Source organism: Hydrogenoanaerobacterium saccharovorans (assembly GCF_003814745.1).
Lineage (GTDB): Bacteria > Bacillota > Clostridia > Oscillospirales > Ruminococcaceae > Hydrogenoanaerobacterium > Hydrogenoanaerobacterium saccharovorans.
The window spans coordinates 106,007-127,425 of the sequence record NZ_RKRD01000001.1; the positions used below are offsets into that span (position 1 = coordinate 106,007).

Consider the following 21,419-nt stretch of genomic DNA (forward strand, 5'->3'; position numbering starts at 1 on the left):
GGCAATGAATATGCTGAACTCATCTTTTTCAAGTCGGTTTACAATTTCTTGTTTTGCGGTTGATACGCCCATAAAATAAAAACTTAGAACGGATATGATGATCGTATGGCAAAGTATTATATAAAAAATGGGTTATTCCGCCGTATTGTGCTGACTTACATTGAAATCTTGATGGACAAGTGGTATATTTGGTATATATTGTAATTTAATTATATATTGCAAAGCTTATTTATTTGCTGATTATAGCAATTATACGAAGTTCATCCAACGACCGAGCATAGCAGTAATGAGCAAATTAATTACTGCAAGCCATAAATCCTTTATATCAATTGGCTATAAAAGATAAAATTAATAGTTTATTGTGACTCAAAACTTGTAGCACAATTAAATTTAAAATCTATACGCTACTATGAGTTTGCAGAACAAATAAACTGGCAGCAAAGGTTACAAGAAAATTTGTGGCGAAGGTGAGGAGCAAATTATGTGCCAACAAGCCCAGTGCTTTAATAGAGGCCAAGTTGAAGCGTTAAGTAAGGCACTTGGCAATTATATGACAGGGAGTGAAATCTCAAAACTTCTGTGTCAATGTGGTATTGACGATAATAGCAATCAAACGACAAAGTGGCGTCGGCTTGATTACTGTTTTATCGAGCGCCAAAACAAAGACCGCTCGCCTAATGCTATTCTCCGCTTTATCAAGGAAGCTCTACAACCTGTTCTATTTATGAACGATTCAGACAAGTATGAAGCATTTAGAACTGACGTGAATCAGGTAATCCTTACTGCTGGGCTGGAAATACAGAGGGACGGCAATTTGTGTTTTGCTGTCGCCGCAACAACCATTGATGAAGTGAAGCATCGAACACAAAACTTAGAGCGCATGTTACGTCAACGCTGTGTGCATGAATGTGTGCTAAAATACTGTAAAGAAGAATTGCTCCAAGAAAATTATTTTCACGCTGTATTTGAGGCAACAAAAAGTTTGTCTGACAGAGTCAGAGAATTGACCTCTTTGTCTTTGGATGGGTACAAATTATTTGATGAAGCGTTTAAGATTAGCAACCCGTATCTTGCTATGAATAAGCTTCAAACCAGCAGTGAACAGAATCAGCAAAACGGGCTCCACCAAATGTTGAACGGAGTCACCTCCATGGTCAGAAATGTTACTGCACATGAACCTAAGATAAAATGGCTTATAAATGAATCGGATGCAGTGGACATCCTGTGTACAATTTCCTTTTTACATAAACAATTGGATCAATGCATTGTCGTTCCTCACTTTACAGCCTGACATATAACAATAGGAGGACTTATGAAAGGACAAATTTTAAGTATTGAGAAAAATTTTTGCGGTTACATCTTGGGTGATGACAAGAATAAATACTACTTTGACTGTAGGTTTCTTAATAAATACACATCATTTCAAGACCTGAGCGTAAATGAGTGTGTTGAATTTACGCCAACACCCTCAAAAGGGTGGAATTATGGAACAGCTACAAATATTAAGCTTTTATTACCTGAGTTGGCCACTTATAAAGATGTAATTCAATTTTACACGCCTGGATTTGCACGCCATATAGACACAAATAGGGAATTAATTTTTTCGCAGTTTTTAAAAGTGGGTTCTAAAGAAGATGTTATTTTAGAGAAGCTAAGCAAAATACTATATATAACAAAAATAGGACACCATATAATTGACCAAAGTAGTATTTATCAATTCTGCCTAATTGGAGCAACTGAGATATTTAAGCAATATATACGTGGTCAATATGAATTTTTACTAATATTTTCTCACTTTAATGAACGAAATTGGCAACAAAAATCATTAATTGTTGAGCGTGAAATTAGAAAGCGCAGAGAAATATACGATAGAAGACCGCTGGTTAATTTCTATATTATGGTAAGCAATGCGAATAATTTAAAGGAAGAAATTGATAAGATTAAAGGAAGCACTACGGCTGCAGTAATACCTTTTTCATTTGAAGAAATAATTGATTGTAAATCAGATAATGATTTAATAGATATATTCTTAACCAGATTCCACGAATATTTATATGAAAACGACATGCTAGGAGAAACAAACGCAATTGATGATGACAATTTGTTATTTGGAGATCGTGGAAAAATAGCAGATTCCATTGTGGCAAGATGCCAACAAAAAAATAATTCTGGAATATTTGGGCTACGGCGCAGCGGTAAAACCTCAGTATTAAATGCAGTCCTTAGAAGATTAGAGAGGGACAATATAAAATACATAAAAATTGAGTCTAGGTCTGAGCTTGAAAGTTTGGATTCTTGGAATACAGCGTTATATTATATAGCACAAAAAGTTAGACAAGCAACATTAGGTATTGATCAAGCTAAAAGTGAAAACCGTGATGATTTTAAGTCTCGCTTACAGTTAAATAGTACAGAAAAAGACTATGAAAAACGTGCTTCTCAATTTTTTGTTGAAGATATAAAAATATATTGTAAAAATTGTTCTACTCTTGTAATTGCAATAGACGAGATTGAATTGATCACATATAACACTGCTAAATTTGAATTGTGGAAAAATGTAGAAACATATTGTGGCTTTTGGGGAGCATTGAGAGATAGTGGCTGTCCGATAATTGTAAGTGGCGTAAATTCTACAATTAATGAGATAAATACAATTAATTACAATGGGAAGACAGGAGATAATCCCATGTATGGTCGTATTACAAACTGTGCAGATTCAATAAAAACATATTTACCCGCATTTAGCGATGAACAAACTAAGGTGATGATTAATACTTTAGGTAGCTATAGCAACATAGCATTTACTGACGTTTACGCAATTATAAATCGGGCGTTTGGTGGGCAACCATATGCTGTACGTCAATTTTGTTCATATGTTTTTAATAAAATTAAAAAGTACCGCATACATGGAAAACTTTATGAGGTCAGTAGAGCCACAGTTGATCATTTGTTAATTCAATTTAATAATTCAGCAGAAGGTAATAGATTGTGTGAAATAATTTTACAGCACTTGACCATTTTCAATGACGAATATAATGTGCTAAAAAAAATTGCTCTTTCGCCGGAAATATACCAAAAATTCGAATACAATGACATTTCAAAAATAGATCATCTTGAAAAATATGGGCTTATTGAATATGACAGAACAACATTCTATGTAACATTTAATATTGAGTCCATAAGAGATTATATTAAAAAATATGATGAAAAAGATCCTCTAGACATGTCAAATGATGAGCGTAGAATTTATGTACAAAATAAAGTTGTAGAATGTGAAATTAAGCTTAAAACATATATCAGAAACTACTTTACATTAACAGGTCAAACATCGGCAGGAAGAAAGATGTTTCAAGGGTACTTAAGCAATCAAAAAGTAAAAATTGATATAAATAAAAAAGCTAACCCTTGTCCAGATCCAAAAACTTGTACTTTCGGCGATTTTTTTGATCATAAATTGTTTATTTTGTATTTTTCTTCAATAAAAACGATAATAAACGATAAATGGAGTTTACTTGGTAATAGTTTTACTAGTATAGAAATAAGTAGGAATAAATTTTGTAGTTGTATGGATGATTTGAATGCAGGACGGAATGACGCTGATCATTATGATGCAGAAGATACAACAAAATATCCCAATGGATGGAATATTGATGATTCTACCATTCTTGCGTTTTCTGTCGCATATAATACTTTTAAAAAGTTCTTTGATTCAAACAGTCTTTAATTACCCTTTTAAGAAAAGCTAACTAATCCTTATGTGTTTGTGATATTGCAAGTGAAATGGATTTCGCAGTTGGATAATTTATAGCACGAAACCGCGGTAGGAGTTGCGCGACTATGGAGAAAGTATCTTTTCACTTTCGCAAACTTAATTTACAAAGGATTGTTGCATGTAAGCAAGAGCTAAAACACATTTTGGTACGTTAAGTAGGCTGGCTTTAGTACAATGTAAATACATAGGAATTCAATTCAATATCCACAGAAAATATGAGGGCGAGATGTGTAATGAATATTGGAGAACAGAATTATTCGGAAATGAAAAGGAAAGCAAAAGATCATAATAAATACCTGCATTATACAAATCTTGATTCACTTGCTAAAATACTTGCAAACAAAACATTTAGGCTTTCAGAATTAAAATTAGTTAATGACCCTATTGAAAGTGAACGTGTTGACTCACTATATAAAAATAAAATTTTTACACTTTGTTTTTGTCATGAACAAAACGAATCAATTCCAATGTGGAAAATATATGCTAGTAATCAAAATGGTGTCGCATTATTGTTTGAAAATTTAGATTTTTTAGAGCAAATTAGTAATTACATATTAAACGATAGGTGGGAAGTTAGAGAGTGTGTTTTGTTAGATGTGTTGTATGTTAATAATTTAGAAAGACTTAAAAAGGATTTTGATTTTGGTGGTAACTCGCCAAGTCAGGTTAATACTTGTCTAGGTTTTGCAAAAACAAAAGTTTGGGAATATGAACAAGAGACCAGAGTGAGATGTTATGTTGATGTCGTGAGGAAACATCCGTCTAGAATTTTTCAACAAGGATGCTCAAGAGATGACATAGGATATAATTACCCCGATTTTAATTATGTTTTTTGTAAGATTCCGGACGAATCATTATTGAATATGAAAATAATTTTCAATCCATTTATGGACAAAGAGCAAAAAAATATTATCGTATCAGTTGTGAAAAGTTATTTGCCAAATTTTAATGGCGAAAGTTTTATTAATAGTAATCTCGAAGGAAAAATACGATGAGCAAAGCTATTTATCTAAATTTTTAAAGTTCGCATTATGTTTACCCAAGGACAGGTCAGCGGTTAATATTCTGGAATAGTTTGTGAAACACGTCAAATAATTGAAAATCCCCTGACTCATAAACTTCATGGAGCAGCGGTTTGTATGCGTCCAGCTTTTCTCCATGACTGTTCTCTTAGTAATGGTAGCCGTTTTTTCTAAGTGGGTCAATTCTCACTGTCGTTTCGGGCTATTATATCTTGACTATTACAGATACGGCGGAAAGCATATGTTTATATTTTTGTCACCACCTAATTTCAGACATAAGAAAACCCGCCTTGGTACCAGGCGGGTTGAAGATTCTACTGCTTTCTGAATATCCACTGTTGAAGTAGATATTCAATTAAATACTCTAGTTTGCTACTATTATAAGAAGCGTTTGTGAGGTTAGCTTGCTTGAACACTCGAACATATTCGTCCTTATTTTCAAGCTCTCCTTGATATTCCTTTTCACACCGATTGTATGCAGTCCATCTAATATAGGGATTTTGAGGAAGACTGTGAAAATCAAGAAAACACTCTATGGCTACAGCTTTTCCGTTTATATTTCCTATTGTATTTCCTTGAGGTCCGACGGTTTGCATACTACAAAAGTCGGGATGGTCGGGTAGTTTTGTGATTAGAAGTGATGATGGCTTTTTAAGCAACTCCGCTTGCTTATACTTTTCTACACCGGCGGTGTCATTATCAAAAACTACTATAATATTATTTTGAATATTGATTCGACATAAACCCATGCAAAAATTATACAAACTTCCAGTTCCAGTAAAAGGGTAATTCTCTTTCATATCCACAAAGTCAAAGAAATCGGATATGTCAGGCGATATCTCTTCGATAGCCTTTTTCAGAATAAAAGAGTCGCTCGAACCCTCAGTGACGATAAGCACTCGGCTTTTCGGATCTATTTCTTTAAGTAAGTCAATCCGATTAGCCCAACCGCAATCAATTGCTTCGGAAAAATTCCATTGTACTTCTAAATCAAGATTTGCGGGATTCTCTGCTAAAATTCTAAGCGTTATATATGGATCCATATTTTCTAAAAAAATTGCTAAATCATTAATTAAAGACCTCCGTTCAAAATCATCGTTTGGAAATTCACCAAAGAGCTTGTCCTTTATGTCAGGGATTTTCAAGATGCATTCCGAGACGTATTCGCCTAGATCGTACCCATTTTCAAACCCTTCAACTTCGTATTTCACAGTATTTGCTTCAGAAACATTAATTTCTTTAAATGCATTGTAAAAAGTATCAAATGACAACATGACGGTGCAACTATGGTCTTCATGCTCCCTAACAATTTCCATAAACCGTTCTCGAATTGAAGCTATATCATATCCAAGTAGGTCTAAGCGAGATTTCATGTTTTTAAGCTTTCTGGAAACCCCTTCTCTCATTTTAACAATAGGCCTTTCCGTGTCTGTATCCACATAATAATAAGGAATCTGTTTTATGTCAGACAGTTGGAAAAGAGCAGAATGGTCTTTATACGAACTATTTTTTCCCCAATCTATTTCCATTTGTCCAATCCCAAGTGTTATCATCGAATCCAAAAAATCATCTCCAATAGTCTTTCTTATATGCTATATTATACCACCTTACTTTGCTCAAATATAGTAATGTTCTATACGCCTGCAAGTTTCTCCAGCTTTATGGTCATATATATATTTCCAGTTATCTGAAATGCTAATATATAATTTCCCAATATGTTTACAACATTATTTCAAAGGAGTTGATTAATTTGTTAGATACGACACTTTTCAATGTGAATCTTCCTGATGTCCCTACCAGTGAAGGTAAGGCCTTGGTTTTATCAGGATGTCGTGTTGTATTGGCTAAAGATATCCCATATTCCGAATTGGATGAGCTTAATTATTATTCTTTAAATTGTAATGACTATGGATATGGTAGGACAGAAATAGAACTAAGTTTCGAAAACAAATTCAGTGATCCATATTTTAAGTTTTATATTCAATGTGTGGCAATTCGAACGGATAATGCGATATTGTGTAAGATCAATCGAAATCTAATGCACAAAGCTCTCATGCCTAATAATTACACAAAAATTACGAAAAATGGTAAAGTTGCTTTAGCGATAGGCTACTACTTCAAATCCCCAAAAGAACGAGAGCTGCTTATTAACTGTCAATCCTTTTGCATAGAAGGTTTTGTTGCACTAAAAAGAAAAACTAATGTTTATGGTTTTATGTGCCGAATTGAACAAACTGACAACGGTTGGAAAATGAGTGAAGGCAATACATACCAAACATATAAACATGTAAACATCAGAGGTCTCTATCACTAAATAAAAAAGCAATGACGTTCAGCAGAGTCTCTAACTCCTAGAAAAATCGTTTCAATCCGCCAGTAAGACCAAATCTCATTTGATCGATAACAAGATTGCTGGCAAGATTTATCTGACTACATACGCCTATGCAAATTGTGGAACATCATCATCATGACGGGATGGATTTGTTCCCGGATTATGGCAGGCAGGTCCCTTTTGGAGTGGGGACTTCTATCATGTACAACTATCTTGATTACTGCTTTAAAAATACAACTGAGAACGTCTTTCAGCTCATCGTCTATACTATGTCAGAATATCTGTGTGGGGAACTACGAACCGATAAGGAGCTTCCATTCAATTATCATATCAAAGTGAAAGAAGAATTTTTCTCCAAAGAGCAGGGCGGAATATTTCGCAACAACTGTATCTATAGAGAATGTTTTGATAAGAAAACAGGTAAGCTTTTGACAAAAGAGTTGATTAAAAGAAATCATGCAAAAGTTATGTATGATACGGATAATCTCTTGATAGAACGTACTGAATGAGTATGAATTTACTATTTCTTTACTTGAAAGAGCATTTAGCTCACTCAAATAAGTTTGTAAGTGATGGTACTCATCCAGCTTAGTCGCTATATATTGCTATTAACAAAATACAAGAAGAGTAATTAATAATAATTAACCAAAGAATTGAGCATTGAAATGTTTTGTACTTATTCATGATTAGGGTTACCGCCTACACGGAAGGTGGTGATTTTTAACAATATATGGGATGGAGTGAAGCAATTATGAAGAGATTAGTTTATATTGCTGTAATCGTACTATTGATGTTAACATCCTGTACAGAAAGTGATCAAAAAACGTCACAGCAGGAAAGCTGCTTCGGGTCAATTGAAAGTCGACAGGAAGAAGTGAAACAGGAAACACAGATGAAAACAAACCAACCTGTTCCTTTAATCGATTGCACCAACCTTAATCTGCTGGAGAAAGTGTACCTGAACCCACTGGGCCTCACAACTGTTATAGGAGTTCCGTGGTCGTCGCCGGCGGAGTTGGATCCAGACAGCGTCATTACAACATATGAAATTAAAATGATTGGCAACCCGGTTCTGCGAGAAAAATATCTTGTAAACCAACAGTATCTCTATCCCGCAGAAGATGTGGAGAATTATACAGCTGATTATTTTGGCATGACTGCGGAAGAAACTCGAAAGTCTAGCAATTATGACAATGGAAAAAAGGCGTATGTAGTTGAAATGGGACTTGGAGGCGCGTGGGGTGCATATGCGGTCAATGCGCAGCAAGAGGAAGATATCCTGCATTTGGAATATTGTATCGTCAACAGCTACAATCAAACAACAGCATATGGTGTCCTGGATATCCGGCTTTGGGCAGATGGGAGTTATCTGTATCTGGCTAACCGGCAGGAGGATATGCAGATTCCTGATCCTGGAGACGGTAGTTTTGTATACCCCGATCCTATTACCGAAACCGCAGATGGAACAGTTGTCTTAAACCTTGGCGGGAACAACCAGACAAGAATGACATATACCGCCGATTTTATGGCGAAAGCGGATCAGCTGCTGGAATTTGAAGTAACAGGGAACTGGCAGGGTGGCGCTGTTAATCTGTTTCTGTATTCTCCAGACAAACAACTCACCCCTATTCGCATAACAAAGAACTATTCCGATACGGTATTACTGTCTGGTGGTGAATGGAACTACAACTGTACCGGCACCTGGCAAAGTGGTAATGCTTCCATTATCGCGCGACTGAAAGACAGGGTTGTTTCCAAGTGAAGTGTTTTATTCTCAATTTTATTTAATTGAGAATTATCTGTAGTGACATGAATTGCGCATTATGTTTATGACATACCTAAGCCTCAGAACCAATTATTTATATATGAACTCAATAATCCATAGCTATCTTTGTTGAGGTAGCTATGGATTATTGTTTTTCTATGCATTCTTTGGGGTCTTCGTCTCCCGAAAGCCTTTATAATCAGGTTACTTCAATCCTCCGCCTTCACGTGACATCAATTAACGCATAATATTATAAAATAATAATTGCTATGTTGTCGGTTGATGATCCTTTCTTAATCTTATCTTTGATATACCTTATACGGAAAGTCTATCATTTATTTCCTAAAATGATAATATATTTAGCTTTAAGACTTATTTCAAGAACTTTATTCATCATCCTTACCAGCTGAATCATTCAATCCCCAATCTTCTCTATATTTACATGGTAAAAACAGGTGCGTAACGTTGCACCCCATAGTTATCACAATATCGATAGGTGGAATTTCTGAAATGAGCTTAGAGCATTGAGTATGTTCTGTCGATGCCATAAAGTTGTTTCATCAGGCGTACAGCATCTTGATTGATTTGAGGTTGCCTTTCTGCACCTGCAGAATAACAGTCCAACACATTTCCGGCAAGGTGTTTGCCCAATGCTTCTGCAATTTGACTGCGGCAGGAATTATGGACTTAACTACAGTTCCAGCAGTTTATCTCCTTTTATTTCCTCGCTGCTCCATCGAATTACAGCAAAGTTTCCCTTTGCATGATCTCCAACTTTATTAATCCACTGTATTTCGTTGCTTGCTTTTGCTCTAAGCATCTGATTTTTTGTATCGGTTGCGTAAAGAGAAGAATTGATAACCCACCATTTGCTGTGGATACCAGCGCGATGTAAATCCTCTTCCAAACGCATCGCTTCAAACACTGGCGTAGTCTCCGCCAATGTAACAATAATAACCTCTGTTTGCTCGGCATCACGAAGCTTCGGCAGCAGCTTTTTCACAGATTCAGGCGTATCGCCCATGGTGCGCTGTACTTCCTTGTGATAGCTTTGGGTAGAATCAAGCAAGAGTAGCGTATGCCCTGTGGGTGCTGTGTCAATCACAACAACTTGTTTTTCTGCCCTTTCCACAATATCTGCAAAGGCACGAAAAACAGCAATTTCCTGTGTGCAAGGGGAACGAAGATCTTCTTCAATATAGGCAATGTCATCCTCATTCAGGTTATTTTCTCTAGCCTTAGCTAATACAGTTTCTCTGTACTTTGCTAGAACTTCTTGTTCATCAATATGGCTCATAGAGATGTTGGGCTGCTCATCAATTACATATTTAAGGTGGGCCGCGGGGTCAGTGGTTGTCAAATGAACCTTTACACCTTTATGTGCCAAGCCCAATGCAATAGCGGCAGCTACTGTCGTTTTTCCTACACCGCCTTTGCCCATTGTAAAGATAACTTTCTTACCTGTATGATGAATATCCTCAATCACATCTTTAAGCTGAGGAACAACACTTGCATGCAAAATTTCCTCACTTATGAAATACTTATCCAATGTAAGCAAAGCGCGGATATTAGATAGTCCCATGATGTTATAGGCTCTGAGAGGAATTTGGTATGTTACTATCTGCTTTAAGCTGTCGGGCATTTCTGATAATGCCTTTTGTTGCTTACGGAACAGACCTTCAGATATCGGATCATCAAAATTGGTAAGCACGCCGTTGATGACCAATACTTGATTGTTCACACCAAGCTCTCGCAGTTCTGCCGATGCCCTGTTTGCTTCTTTTAGTGGTGCACCCTCGGCACGAGAAACCAAAATAAGCGTTGTCATCTTGCCATCAGCTAAAGTGGACACAGCGTTTTTATATATCTTTTTTCGATCCTCTAAACCGGATAGCTGACCAAGGCAGGAAGCGCCATGCGTGTTTTCGCTGATGAAATTGCTCCATGCAGATGGCAGCTGCAACATCCTAAGAGTATGCCCGGTAGGTGCAGTATCAAAGATAATGTGATCGTATGCGTGGGCTATTGCCTTGTCTGTAATAAAGTTAGAAAACTCGTTGAAAGCTGCAATCTCCACTGTGCAGGAACCTGAAAGCTGTTCTTCCATATTCTTCAGAACAACATCCGGTAATTTGCCACGGTAAGGAGCAATGACACTTTCACGATATTCAGCAGCAGACTGAATAGGGTCGAGATTGGCAACTACCAAATTAGCAACATCTTGAATGGGTGTCCCTTTTCCATTAAGCTCTGTATTAAACACATCCTGCAAGTTAGAAGCAGGGTCAGTGCTGATTAACAGCACCTTTTTCCCGCTATCTGCAAGAGTTACTGCCGTAGCACAAGCGATAGAAGTTTTGCCAACTCCGCCTTTGCCTGTATAAAACAGATACTTTGTCAATGCTATTTTTTGCGGATTAAAGTTTTTTTCCATTAGCAACAACCACCTTTGCAATTACAGCCGCCATCATTCTTTTTAGGTGTGACTTTTACTTTTGCGGCTTCAACACCCAAATAATTTTTGGGTACATTCAAAAGCCGAGCCAGCTCATCGTTGGTGGGGTAACTGCCTTTTTTTACAATCTCACCGTCTAAAACGGTAATCGGAAGCACTTCAACGCCCCCAACAGACATCAATTTATTGACTTCTGTGTTTTTCACGAACTCCTGCGGAGCACTGGAGAGATTATAGCGAACAACCTTAATACCATTTTTGTTTAAGCTGCTGAGTACGGTGGAAATTCTAAGCAGCTGTGGGTCAACAGAAACCCCGCAAAGGCCGGTAGAACAGCACATCGCCGGCTCATAGATAATCATTTTTTTCATAGAAAGACCTCCTTAATTGTTGATTGTTTTATGTTGATAGTCAATTGGATAAAAGCCTTAAATTAATTGTCGCAGCAATGTTTTAACGATGGAATTATTAACGAAACTACTGCAAGAATCAGGGTAAATATTCCAGAAAATAAAAACCATTTTTCTACTCCGATTACCTCAGCAAAAGTTCCGGAAAGCACAAGACCTAAAGGCATTGCCACCATACTAATGCTTGCTGAAAGAGATAAAATACGTCCTAGATATTCTTCTTTTATTTTCATTTGTAAAATGGAGATTTCTACACCAGTGTAGAACGGAACAGATACTCCCATAATAGCAGAAAGTATTATAAACACATAAAATCCATTTGGAGGCAGAAGTCCTGTCAACAAAACGCCTGCTCCATAGACGGCAATAGAACCTGAAATAGCCCTTATCTTGTTTATTTTTCTACCTAAAATACCAAGTAACAAGGAGCCCGTCAGCATACCAAAAGAAAAAACAACCTCAACAACACTGGACTGGGTAAAAGTTCCGCCAAAATAGGTCATTGTGATTAGTGGATATAATGTGCCGATAGGGAAATATATTACAGCATATAAAGCACTTATTGCTAATAGGGCGGTCGTTCCGGGCTCTTTGTTCAGTATGGATAAACCTTCCCGTACTTCTTTTATTACATGAGGAGTTGCACATTCAGCTCGCGCAGTCAGTTTAGGAATTTCCACAATGCAGAGCATAAACACTGCAAACATAGCTCCAAAAACATCGAGTAAAATGATAATATTTAGATCCCATAGCCCAAATAGTACAGCTGATATAGCTGGACTTGCCACCATAGAGACAGACTCAAAACTTTGTGAGTAGCCTGCATATTTAGTTAGCTGATCTTTTGGAACTATCAGTGGTGTTACAGCTTGCAAAGACGGATAGTGAAAGGCTGTGCCAATAGAACGTATAAACAGAACCACGATAATAAGCCAAATAGGAATTTCTCCCCAAAAGCCTACCACTACCAAAATTAGACTTGCTCCTGCAATAAACAAATCAGATAATATCATAATTGTTTTTCGGTTATAGCGATCTATATATACACCGATAAATGTACCTAAAATTGCTTGAGGAAGGAAACCAATAAGAGTAGCAAAAGAAAGAATTGCTGCCGAGCCGGTTTTTTCAGTCAGATACCACACAATTGCCATCTGTAAAATAGAACTGGTCAGAATAGACACCGCTTGCCCCGACCACAGCAATATGAATTTTGTCTTCCAGTTTTGGGGCACGGTAGCTTTCCTCCTCAATATTTTTTTCGCACTAAGACCTTCTTAATTTCATATAGTTTCTTTTGGAAACCAGTGCTTTGTGTTATTTGCTATTTTTACGAGAATCAGCATGATTGGTACTTCTGTTAAAACTCCTACAGTAGTAGCAAGAGCGGCAGGGGAGGTTGTGCCGAACAATGCGATTGCAACAGCAACTGAAAGTTCAAAGAAGTTAGACGCCCCAATCATTCCTGCCGGAGCTGCAATATTATGAGGTAACTTTAGCCATTTACAGGGTAAGTATGAGATAAAGAAAATAATAAAAGTCTGGATAGTGAGCGGCACTGCTATGAGAACAATGTGCAATGGATTATTAAGGAAAACTTCCCCTTGAAACGCAAACAACAATATTAGTGTTAGTAGCAGACCTAAAGTAGTCGCATTGTAAAACTTTGGTAAAAATTGTTTTTCAAAATACTCCAGCCCTTTTCGCTTAGTAACAAGAAGTCTCGTGAGAATACCTCCTGCAAGGGGAATCACAACGAACAGTATCACAGACAAAATTAATGTATCCCACGGAACCGATACATTACTAACGCCTAACAAGAATTTAACAATTGGTACAAATGCGACTAAAATAATAAGGTCGTTTGTCGCTACCTGTACTACTGTATAGGCAGGGTCACCTTTGGTTAATGCACTCCATACAAAGACCATTGCCGTACACGGTGCTGAACCAAGAAGTACCGCTCCTGCAAGGTACTGTTTTGCAAGATCAGGGGTAATAAAGTTTTTAAAAACTATATACAGGAAAAATGACGCTAAAACATACATTGTAAAAGGTTTAATAAGCCAATTTGCAATCCAGGTAACATATAATCCCTTGGGATTTTTACCAACGTTTTTAATGCTTTGAAAATCTACTTTCATCATTTGTATTTTATACAGTTACACAAATTTGATTTCTTGCACTTATTATAGTTTTTACAGTCTACTTGATAACACGGAATATTTGCGAGTCTTCTTTTCAGATAAGCAAATAACTCTTCATTGTCGATTGCAAAAGACTCACTTACTTTGTAATATGCCCATTGCGCTTTCTTGTAACTATCCAAAACACCTGCCTTTTTCAACACAGTTAAATGTCTGGAAGCATTAGACTGTGTTAATCCTAAGCACTCTTCAATTTCACAAACGCACATATCGCCCTTCAGCATCTGTGCGAATATACGCAATCTGGTTTCATCTGCAAGTGCTTTTAATATATCGACCACATACCCACCCCCCCCTAATACAACACTATATGAGCATATACGCATATACTATGCTAACCAAAAGCCATTTGCTACAATGGCTTTTAATTTATTTTTATTTCAATACAATTTCCGCAGCACAGCGGTACTGGCTTTTTACACACATCAATGTCAACATTTCTTACGGCAAGAATGAGCCCAACAATAACATCCGCAATTGCTATTTTTGCACCGAATACGTTCATAAGTAAGATAAGCGAACACAAATCAACAAGAGAGAGTAAAGCTGCCAAGCAGTTTGCAGTAACACCATCGAACCGCCCTAAAATCTTCTTTGTTCTTTCCGGTGGGTAATAGCTTTAAATATAAGAAATGATGAAAAACAAAACAGAGAGCATCACGAAAATCTTAACCGTTTCATACAAAGAAATTGAATGCTACCGCCAACACGTTGTGTAATATCTAGTTCTATTGTAGAAAGCAAGTTCCCAATCAGTGTGTTGAGCCATTTCATTCCTAAAACTTGATTTTGAAAGAACAGCCATATAGATTCTATTATTTGCATTGTAATATCATACTTTTTCTAGTCACATTTATAAATCTAATTGTGTCGATTTATTATTCTATTGATAAGCCATCTTCTTACAGATGGCTTATCGGCAGGAACAACTATTACGTTTACTTACAGGTGATACTGCTGTTATTTGTTGTAACAATTTCATTGCATTCTTACATCCATCTTCTGATAAAGAATAATGAGTCCACTTACCTTCTTTACGACTTTGAACTATGCCAGAGTCGCACAAAACTTTCATATGATAGGATAATGTTGGCTGACTGATATTAAGTTCTTCCTGTAGCATACAAGCACATTTTTCGCCTGTTTGCAGAAGTTCTAACACAATTAATCTATTCGGATCGCATAATGCTTTAAACACTTCTGCTGTCACATCATAACTTGTCTTCATAACCTCACTTATTTCATATTTATTTATATATATATTATGCATTAAATTGATATTTGTCAATGTGATAAAATTACATAGTTACTAGCCAAATAAATAGCTGTGTTAAAGCATGTAGAAATACGCTGTATTATTTTGTTATATTAGTTATAGATTTCTATTTGTGGTGATGGTATGATAATAATGTATGTTATAAGCTAGAACCTTTAAGCAATGATTTCGTAAGTCAATATTAGTACCATAATGCGAGATTCAGAAAATTAAATTTATAATTATAATGGAGAATTAAGATTTATGTCATTTCAAACACCGCTTACAATAAACGAAGTTATAACCGATATACATGCAAAAAAATATCTGCTCCCATCCATACAAAGAGAATTCGTGTGGAGTCAGGAACAGATTAAAACACTTTTTGACAGTTTAATGCGTGACTATCCTATAAATGCATTTCTTTTCTGGAAAATCCCGAAACATAAAGCATCGGAATTTAAATTTTATGAATTTTTGCGAGATTATCATCAAAAGGATAATACGCATAATCCAAAGGCTAATATCAGTGGTACTGACGATGTAATGGCTGTTCTGGACGGTCAGCAACGTTTGACTTCATTGTATATTGCTCTAAAAGGAACGTATGCAAGTAAATTATCTTATAAACGCTGGGACAATCCTCAGGCCTATCCGAAAAAAAGATTATATCTAAATCTGCTTTCAAAACCAGAAAGTGGAGATTGCGAATTTGATTTTGACTTTTTAACTGATACTGAATCCAACGAGAAAGACGACACACATCATTGGTTCCCTGTTGGAAATATTCTGGATTTAAAAGAACAAGATGAAGTAAATGACTATTTACTTGAGTCGGGTATTTTGTTAAATACTGATAAGGAAAAAGGGAAATTTGCAAATCGTGCACTGTTTAAATTACATAAAGTCATCCATGTAAATCCCATTATCAGCTATTACTTGGAGCAAAGTACCGAGCTTGACAAGGTATTGAACATATTTATTCGCGTTAACAGTGGAGGAACAACGCTTAGCTACTCAGATTTGTTGCTGTCGTTTGCAACAGCACAATGGGAAAATAGGGATGCTCGTGAAGAAATAAATGATTTTGTCGATGAGATAAACGAAATTGGGCATGGTTTCAACATAAATAAAGACATTGTTTTGAAAGCATGCTTGGTGTTATGTGACATTGAAGATATTAGTTTCAAAGTTGATAACTTCAATCGTACTAATATGCTGAAAATAGAAAGCCAGTGGGATAATATCACCAAAGCTATTCGTGATGCGCTTACTTTAATCAGCAGTTTTGGATTCAGTCGTGAAAACATTACGTCCAACAATCTTGTCATACCGATAGCGTATTATTTGAAAACCATTGGGCTTCCTAATAATTTTGATGTTTCTACATCTAAAATTGAGGACAGGCAAAAAATTAAACGATGGTTTGTATCTTCTCTGCTAAAGCGTGTATTTAGTTTTGCACCAGACGGAGTACTTAAGCCGGTTCGAGATATTATAAAACAGTACAGCTCCAGCGGATTTCCACTGGATAAAATTGTTGAACGTTTCAAGGGGACAAACAGGGCTTTGCAATTTAGCGAAGATGATATAAATAATTTGCTTTATTCAAAATATGGTCAAGGTGATACGTTGGTAATTTTATCAATTTTGTACCCTTGGGCAGATTTTAGACATAATTTTCATATTGATCATATGTTCCCCAAAAGCGAATTTGCCCCTAAAAAGTTGGCAGCCACAGGAGTGCCTGAAGACAAAATTACCGAATTTATAGAAAACTGCAATTATATAGGTAACCTCCAACTAAGTAAAACATTTTTTTATCATTATCGTCTAACTTTCGGTTACATAGAAAACACAAATGTCATCTAATGTTTCGTATTAAGCCTACTGATTAGAAATTTTATTTTGCCTAATCCATTTGAAAAACTTTCGTTGCCATTATGTGTATCTTTGAGTGGCACAGAAGTAGTAATTCCTACTGCGATGTTAAATTTTTTTACAGAACCGATTTTGCATTTAATTACTTTTACAGTAGTAGGTTTTTATTATAAAAAAGGAATAGATAATCCTGCAAAAGGAAGCTTTCTCTATCTATTGTTTTATTGTGTACATATAGGATTGTTGTTTGTGATGTCATACTTTCGATTTTTACAATTAATAGTTGTTGCAACAATAATCGCATATGTAGCACTACATATTGGAGTGAAAAAAATAATAAACAAAGCGTTATATTGTCGCTAAATTTTCAACAGATGGTCAAAGTCATGATGTCCAGATAAGCGATAAGTTTAAGGAGCATTGCTGAGTGCAGTAACCTTAGTTTTTATTTCTTTTTTGTGTCTTGTAATGTAGCGGAAAGGAATGGTTATAAATATGACAAATTATTTGCCATGCAATCTGAATGGTAGAAGTATTAATGTTAATGTGATACCGACAGTATGCAATCTTAAAAATATGTTAGTTAGTTTAAAAAAGTTAAATGGTGATGATGCCAAATTAAAGCAATGGGAAAAACGAAGCTATAAAGCATATTGTATTGAAGATATAAAAGACGAATTGTTACAGTCAAATAGTATTGATTGGAAATACATTCTTTGCGAACACATCCTATCTAAGAGAACTTCAGAATTAGGAGCAAACGCAATCGATATTTACTTAGTCGCATATGTTGTTAATAATTATGGACTGGGGAAAGATAAGTTCTTTCAATACATAAGAGATAGTAAAATATCTGATAAACCCGGCTCTGCACAAGCTATTTGGCAAGTTGGTAAGGGTGATGGAGTATTTCTAAATATCCTTAATGAAAATGGAAGTGTTAGAGATTGGGAGTTCTTTAAAAAATGGACTGGATATAAAGATAGCTGAATGATCATGTGCAGCGGGAACTTCGCTTAATGAGTGGATAGCAGAGTACATAAGATAATAAGAAATGTAATAGTACAGATTATTTATATTAACGGGAGATTTAATGCATGATTAAAATAGACTACAAGCTTAATGAAAACGATTATTTAATGTTTAATGAATATCATTTATTGAATTCATACACAGGAAAAAAATCTTTAACGACTTTTAGAATGATGTTACCAATTATATCTTTATTGGCAATATTAATTTTTTTTATTGCTAGTGCTGATCTTGAGTTAATACTAATTGAAGTAGCCTTACTATTCATATTATCAATTGTGTGGATAATATTTTCTAAAAATATGCTCATTATCAGCATGAAAAAGAATATTAAAAAACTAACTAAAGACGGAAAGCTCCCTTTTTCCGAAGAAGGGACACTTATATTTGATGATGATTTTATAAGCGATAAAAACTCCACTACTGAGAGTAAAACAAGATATACTAGCGTACAAAAATTCTGTATTACTGACAAGGCTGTTTATATTTATTTTTCAGCAGTTCAGGCATACATTGTTCCTTTTTCAGCTTTTTTAACAGAAACTGACAAACAGGATTTTATCAATTTTATCAATCAAAAATTTAAGATTACTAACTACATTAAATGAGCATCGTGACATGAATTGCGCATTATGTTTATTCAAGTAATTTAATTAAAAACTTGATTTTAAACTGTAAGAATATTATTGCTGTTGAAAAAATTTAAAATAACATCTGTGTTAGTTATGAATCTTTAAATGATGAGCGTGTCATTATAACTTATTCCAACAAAGGTTTAACTGAAAAAACCATTTATGATTCTAATCAAGACAAATTAGTACAAATAAAAGAAGGTAGAGGAAACATTACCCCAAACTTTCTTAGTAGTAGTATTCACGAAATTTTACCTGAGACAAATAAATTACTGCTTCTGCTAACGATATCGGTCCACCAAGATACACTGAAATAGAAAATCTAACTAGAGCATCTACGAAGACTAATTTTGTAGATCAAAGTAGACAATTTTAACTATATATAAAAGTGGTATTTCTCCAAAATAAATATTCTTCTGCACTAAAGAACAATGTTAGGATTTCTGTTAAGCAATCTTATGGATACATACAAGAAAATAAGAGCTGATTACAAAACATTATTGAAAACTATTTTCTAGGGGACTTACAGATAGCATATGTTCTTTTGTGAGGTAAAAAAATGGATAGAACAATACTGCATGTGGATTTAAACAATTTCTACCCCTCGGTGGAGTGCCTGCATCGTCTTGAAATGCGTGGGCAGCCTGTAGCGGTAGGCGAAGATGTTGAACAGCCTCACCGTATTATCTTAGCAAAAAATTATATTGCCAAAAGATATGATGTCAAGACTGATGATGTCATTTGGCAGGCAAAACAAAAATGCCCCAATCTTATTGTATTGCCGCCGCTTTCCGCTTCTTTGGTCATACGACCCGCCAAATCGTAGGTGTATGTCGTTGTTTTGCCGGTATGGTCTGTTTTGGTTCTCTGGTTACCATCCAAATTGTAGGAATAGCTGTATGAACTGAGTATAGCTGTCCCTTTTTTGTTTGTTAATCCGGTAACCAAATTCGCATCGTTATAGGTATAATCAGCAGCAGTTCCGTTGGCATTGGTTAAGGTTTTGCGGTTGCCGTTTGCATCGTAGGTGTAAGATGCAGTAGCTGCACCGTTCTCTTTTACCATGGTCAGACGGTTCAGCTAAGTTGCAAATTGTTTTGTTTTATTATTGGGGGCAAATATGTTTTAAATCTTAATGAGGAATTTACACATTTGTAATTATCTTAATACCATCTTTATAAAATAAATGATAGTCTAATAGCAGGTGTTAGTGATATGCTAACACCTTAATATCTTTTATGAGCAAGGTGATTGAAATGTACATAATTATAGTTGGTTGTGGTAGGATGGGGAGTAATTTAGCATATGAACTATCCGACCATGGACACGATGTTTGCATTATCGACCGTAGTATGGAGCGTTTAAAAATATTAGGCAGTGGCTTTAATGGCAAAATAATGAATGGAATTGAATTTGACAGCGACAATTTGAAATGTGTAGGTATAGAGCAAGCAGACGTTTTGCTTGCCGTAACTTCCGATGACAATATTAATATAACCGTTTCAATGGTTGCAAACAGGATTTATCATGTTCCACAAGTTATAGCAAGAGTGAACGACCCGAAGCGAAAACAATTATACGATAAACTGGGTATTCATACAATCAATCCTGTTCAGCTTGGAGCAAATTTAATTATAGATAAGCTCGATTCTGAAAACTGTACTGTGGTTGCTGAATTGGATAATAATTATCAGCTTCTTGAAATTGAAGTGAATCATGGGATTTCGCAAGTAAATGTCGAAAATCTACAACAAAAATATTCCTGCAATATTTCATATATAAAAAATAAAAATAAGTGCTTTATACCCGATAAAGACACGAAACTTGAAGATGGAGATATCATTATTTGCACCGTACATAAAAAAGATAAAGAAAAGCTTTTGAAGATATTTCATAAGGAGGTACTCGTATGGATGCCATTATTATAGGAGGAGGAAAAATCGGATATAACCTGCTTAAAACCGTAAAAGAGCGAAACCACAATGTTGTACTTATTGAAAAAGAGAATAATACATGTTTTAAACTTGCCGAAACGCTGGATGCAAATATTATTTGCGGAGACGGAACCGACCCTGAGGTACTGCTCGACGCAGGAATAAACAATGCTGAAATTGTGGCTGCGGTAACGGGAACAGATGAAGAAAATATGGTTATTTGCCAAATTGCAAAGGTTAGTTTTAATATTAAAAAGACGATTGCAAGGGTGAATAACCCCAAAAATATTTCAATGTTTAAAGCGCTTGGTGTAGATAGAATCGTTTGCAGTACAGCCTTAATTGCCGATATGATAAAATATGAGCTTGACAATGAAGAATATAAAGTAATACAAACTTTTGAGCGTGGCTCCATGATTCTTGTTGAAGTGGTTATTAGTCAAAATCATCCGTGGTGTAATTGCAAAATAAAAGATTTAGCATTGCAAGAGTGTGTGATAGTTTCTATTATCAATAATGAAAAAGCAACTTATCCCAAAGGCGATACACTTATATGTGAAAATGACGCAGTATTGTTTATTACAGACCATTTAAATTTGCAGAGTCTCATGGAAAAATCAAGTAATGGGGGAATGCGTTATGCGAAAAAGAGGGGATAGCACGTTAGGGCTTATTACAGAAATAATAGGAACATTTTTGTATCTTTTAATACTCTTTATTAT

19 protein-coding genes and 2 pseudogenes are annotated in these 21,419 nt (G+C 35.5%); 12 read left to right on the top strand and 9 right to left on the bottom strand.

The features are described from left to right. Positions 1 to 481: 481 nt before the first annotated feature. From EDD70_RS00470 to EDD70_RS00480, 3 genes are all read left to right on the top strand, one after another. Positions 482 to 1,291, top strand: a complete 810-nt coding sequence (locus EDD70_RS00470; protein WP_092754073.1) for a TIGR02391 family protein — start codon at positions 482 to 484, stop codon at positions 1,289 to 1,291. A gap of 21 nt (positions 1,292 to 1,312) precedes the next feature. Further along, complete coding sequence (locus EDD70_RS00475) at positions 1,313 to 3,724, top strand: ATP-binding protein (protein ID WP_092754070.1); 2,412 nt, start codon at positions 1,313 to 1,315, stop codon at positions 3,722 to 3,724. A gap of 281 nt (positions 3,725 to 4,005) precedes the next feature. Further along, a complete protein-coding gene (locus tag EDD70_RS00480; RefSeq protein WP_162840875.1) occupies positions 4,006 to 4,767 on the top strand; it encodes a DUF2971 domain-containing protein in 762 nt (253 codons plus the stop codon). Positions 4,768 to 5,108: 341 nt separating this feature from the next. Here EDD70_RS00480 and EDD70_RS00485 read toward each other — a convergent pair whose 3' ends face one another. After that, positions 5,109 to 6,347, bottom strand: coding sequence for a HEPN/Toprim-associated domain-containing protein (locus EDD70_RS00485; protein WP_242943143.1), 1,239 nt, complete (start codon positions 6,345 to 6,347; stop codon positions 5,109 to 5,111). A 197-nt stretch (positions 6,348 to 6,544) separates the two neighbouring features. Here EDD70_RS00485 and EDD70_RS00490 point away from each other — a divergent pair, with 197 nt between their 5' ends. The 3 genes from EDD70_RS00490 to EDD70_RS00500 all read left to right on the top strand — a co-directional run bounded on the left by EDD70_RS00490 (position 6,545) and on the right by EDD70_RS00500 (position 8,888). After that, positions 6,545 to 7,108: a hypothetical protein gene (locus EDD70_RS00490; RefSeq protein ID WP_092754064.1), complete on the top strand. Its 564-nt coding sequence runs from the start codon at positions 6,545 to 6,547 to the stop codon at positions 7,106 to 7,108. A gap of 128 nt (positions 7,109 to 7,236) precedes the next feature. Then, positions 7,237 to 7,635, top strand: a complete 399-nt coding sequence (locus EDD70_RS00495) for a VanW family protein (protein WP_092754062.1) — start codon at positions 7,237 to 7,239, stop codon at positions 7,633 to 7,635. Positions 7,636 to 7,877: 242 nt separating this feature from the next. Then, positions 7,878 to 8,888 (top strand): hypothetical protein, encoded by a 1,011-nt coding sequence (locus EDD70_RS00500; protein WP_092754060.1) that lies wholly within the window; start codon positions 7,878 to 7,880, stop codon positions 8,886 to 8,888. A 392-nt stretch (positions 8,889 to 9,280) separates the two neighbouring features. Here EDD70_RS00500 and EDD70_RS15085 read toward each other — a convergent pair. The 8 genes and pseudogenes from EDD70_RS15085 to EDD70_RS00545 all read right to left on the bottom strand — a co-directional run. Continuing rightward, a pseudogene (locus tag EDD70_RS15085) lies at positions 9,281 to 9,554 on the bottom strand (low molecular weight phosphatase family protein); the annotation flags it as partial. 28 nt (positions 9,555 to 9,582) lie between these two features. Then, positions 9,583 to 11,325 carry an arsenical pump-driving ATPase gene (gene arsA, locus EDD70_RS00510; protein WP_092754058.1) on the bottom strand — a complete coding sequence of 581 codons (1,743 nt, stop codon included), beginning with the start codon at positions 11,323 to 11,325 and terminating at the stop codon, positions 9,583 to 9,585. After that, positions 11,325 to 11,717 (bottom strand): arsenite efflux transporter metallochaperone ArsD, encoded by a 393-nt coding sequence (arsD, locus tag EDD70_RS00515; protein WP_092754056.1) that lies wholly within the window; start codon positions 11,715 to 11,717, stop codon positions 11,325 to 11,327. Before arsD ends, arsA begins: the two co-directional genes overlap by 1 nt. Before the next feature lie 62 nt (positions 11,718 to 11,779). Continuing rightward, a complete protein-coding gene (locus EDD70_RS00520; protein ID WP_092754054.1) occupies positions 11,780 to 12,991 on the bottom strand; it encodes an MFS transporter in 1,212 nt (403 codons plus the stop codon). A gap of 48 nt (positions 12,992 to 13,039) precedes the next feature. Next, a complete protein-coding gene (gene arsB, locus EDD70_RS00525; protein WP_092754052.1) occupies positions 13,040 to 13,903 on the bottom strand; it encodes an ACR3 family arsenite efflux transporter in 864 nt (287 codons plus the stop codon). Next, positions 13,900 to 14,244 carry an ArsR/SmtB family transcription factor gene (locus tag EDD70_RS15300; protein ID WP_205408596.1) on the bottom strand — a complete coding sequence of 115 codons (345 nt, stop codon included), beginning with the start codon at positions 14,242 to 14,244 and terminating at the stop codon, positions 13,900 to 13,902. Before EDD70_RS15300 ends, arsB begins: the two co-directional genes overlap by 4 nt. Positions 14,245 to 14,405: 161 nt before the next feature. Further along, a pseudogene (locus EDD70_RS15095) lies at positions 14,406 to 14,788 on the bottom strand (permease); the annotation flags it as partial. Positions 14,789 to 14,876: 88 nt separating this feature from the next. Next, on the bottom strand, positions 14,877 to 15,191 hold the full coding sequence (locus EDD70_RS00545) for an ArsR/SmtB family transcription factor (protein WP_092754046.1): 315 nt from the start codon (positions 15,189 to 15,191) through the stop codon (positions 14,877 to 14,879). Positions 15,192 to 15,482: 291 nt separating this feature from the next. Here EDD70_RS00545 and EDD70_RS00550 point away from each other — a divergent pair, with 291 nt between their 5' ends. From EDD70_RS00550 to EDD70_RS00580, 6 genes are all read left to right on the top strand, one after another. Beyond that, complete coding sequence (locus tag EDD70_RS00550; RefSeq protein WP_092754044.1) at positions 15,483 to 17,090, top strand: DUF262 domain-containing protein; 1,608 nt, start codon at positions 15,483 to 15,485, stop codon at positions 17,088 to 17,090. A 504-nt stretch (positions 17,091 to 17,594) separates the two neighbouring features. Then, positions 17,595 to 18,089: a hypothetical protein gene (locus EDD70_RS00555; protein WP_242943117.1), complete on the top strand. Its 495-nt coding sequence runs from the start codon at positions 17,595 to 17,597 to the stop codon at positions 18,087 to 18,089. 107 nt (positions 18,090 to 18,196) lie between these two features. Continuing rightward, positions 18,197 to 18,739 (top strand): YcxB family protein, encoded by a 543-nt coding sequence (locus EDD70_RS00560; protein ID WP_092754039.1) that lies wholly within the window; start codon positions 18,197 to 18,199, stop codon positions 18,737 to 18,739. A 655-nt stretch (positions 18,740 to 19,394) separates the two neighbouring features. Further along, positions 19,395 to 19,589: a Y-family DNA polymerase gene (locus EDD70_RS00565; RefSeq protein ID WP_341466716.1), complete on the top strand. Its 195-nt coding sequence runs from the start codon at positions 19,395 to 19,397 to the stop codon at positions 19,587 to 19,589. A 430-nt stretch (positions 19,590 to 20,019) separates the two neighbouring features. Continuing rightward, a complete protein-coding gene (locus EDD70_RS00575) occupies positions 20,020 to 20,691 on the top strand; it encodes a potassium channel family protein (RefSeq protein WP_162840874.1) in 672 nt (223 codons plus the stop codon). Next, positions 20,673 to 21,356: a potassium channel family protein gene (locus EDD70_RS00580; RefSeq protein ID WP_092754033.1), complete on the top strand. Its 684-nt coding sequence runs from the start codon at positions 20,673 to 20,675 to the stop codon at positions 21,354 to 21,356. The genes EDD70_RS00575 and EDD70_RS00580 overlap by 19 nt, the downstream gene beginning before the upstream one ends. Positions 21,357 to 21,419: the final 63 nt, after the last annotated feature.

What these genes read in the sequence shown, in the direction of transcription:
- EDD70_RS00500 (WP_092754060.1), top strand. Translation starts at nt 7,878, where the DNA reads ATGAAGAGATTAGTTTATATTGCTGTAATCGTACTATTGATGTTAACA.
- EDD70_RS00475 (WP_092754070.1), top strand. Translation starts at nt 1,313, where the DNA reads ATGAAAGGACAAATTTTAAGTATTGAGAAAAATTTTTGCGGTTACATC.
- EDD70_RS00480 (WP_162840875.1), top strand. Translation starts at nt 4,006, where the DNA reads ATGAATATTGGAGAACAGAATTATTCGGAAATGAAAAGGAAAGCAAAA.
- EDD70_RS00575 (WP_162840874.1), top strand. Translation starts at nt 20,020, where the DNA reads ATGTACATAATTATAGTTGGTTGTGGTAGGATGGGGAGTAATTTAGCA.
- arsB (WP_092754052.1), bottom strand. Translation starts at nt 13,903, where the DNA reads ATGATGAAAGTAGATTTTCAAAGCATTAAAAACGTTGGTAAAAATCCC.
- EDD70_RS00560 (WP_092754039.1), top strand. Translation starts at nt 18,197, where the DNA reads ATGATTAAAATAGACTACAAGCTTAATGAAAACGATTATTTAATGTTT.
- EDD70_RS00470 (WP_092754073.1), top strand. Translation starts at nt 482, where the DNA reads ATGTGCCAACAAGCCCAGTGCTTTAATAGAGGCCAAGTTGAAGCGTTA.
- EDD70_RS00580 (WP_092754033.1), top strand. Translation starts at nt 20,673, where the DNA reads ATGGATGCCATTATTATAGGAGGAGGAAAAATCGGATATAACCTGCTT.
- EDD70_RS00485 (WP_242943143.1), bottom strand. Translation starts at nt 6,347, where the DNA reads ATGATAACACTTGGGATTGGACAAATGGAAATAGATTGGGGAAAAAAT.
- EDD70_RS00495 (WP_092754062.1), top strand. Translation starts at nt 7,237, where the DNA reads ATGCAAATTGTGGAACATCATCATCATGACGGGATGGATTTGTTCCCG.
- EDD70_RS00550 (WP_092754044.1), top strand. Translation starts at nt 15,483, where the DNA reads ATGTCATTTCAAACACCGCTTACAATAAACGAAGTTATAACCGATATA.
- arsD (WP_092754056.1), bottom strand. Translation starts at nt 11,717, where the DNA reads ATGAAAAAAATGATTATCTATGAGCCGGCGATGTGCTGTTCTACCGGC.
- EDD70_RS00565 (WP_341466716.1), top strand. Translation starts at nt 19,395, where the DNA reads ATGCGTGGGCAGCCTGTAGCGGTAGGCGAAGATGTTGAACAGCCTCAC.
- EDD70_RS00555 (WP_242943117.1), top strand. Translation starts at nt 17,595, where the DNA reads ATGACAAATTATTTGCCATGCAATCTGAATGGTAGAAGTATTAATGTT.
- EDD70_RS00545 (WP_092754046.1), bottom strand. Translation starts at nt 15,191, where the DNA reads ATGAAGACAAGTTATGATGTGACAGCAGAAGTGTTTAAAGCATTATGC.
- arsA (WP_092754058.1), bottom strand. Translation starts at nt 11,325, where the DNA reads ATGGAAAAAAACTTTAATCCGCAAAAAATAGCATTGACAAAGTATCTG.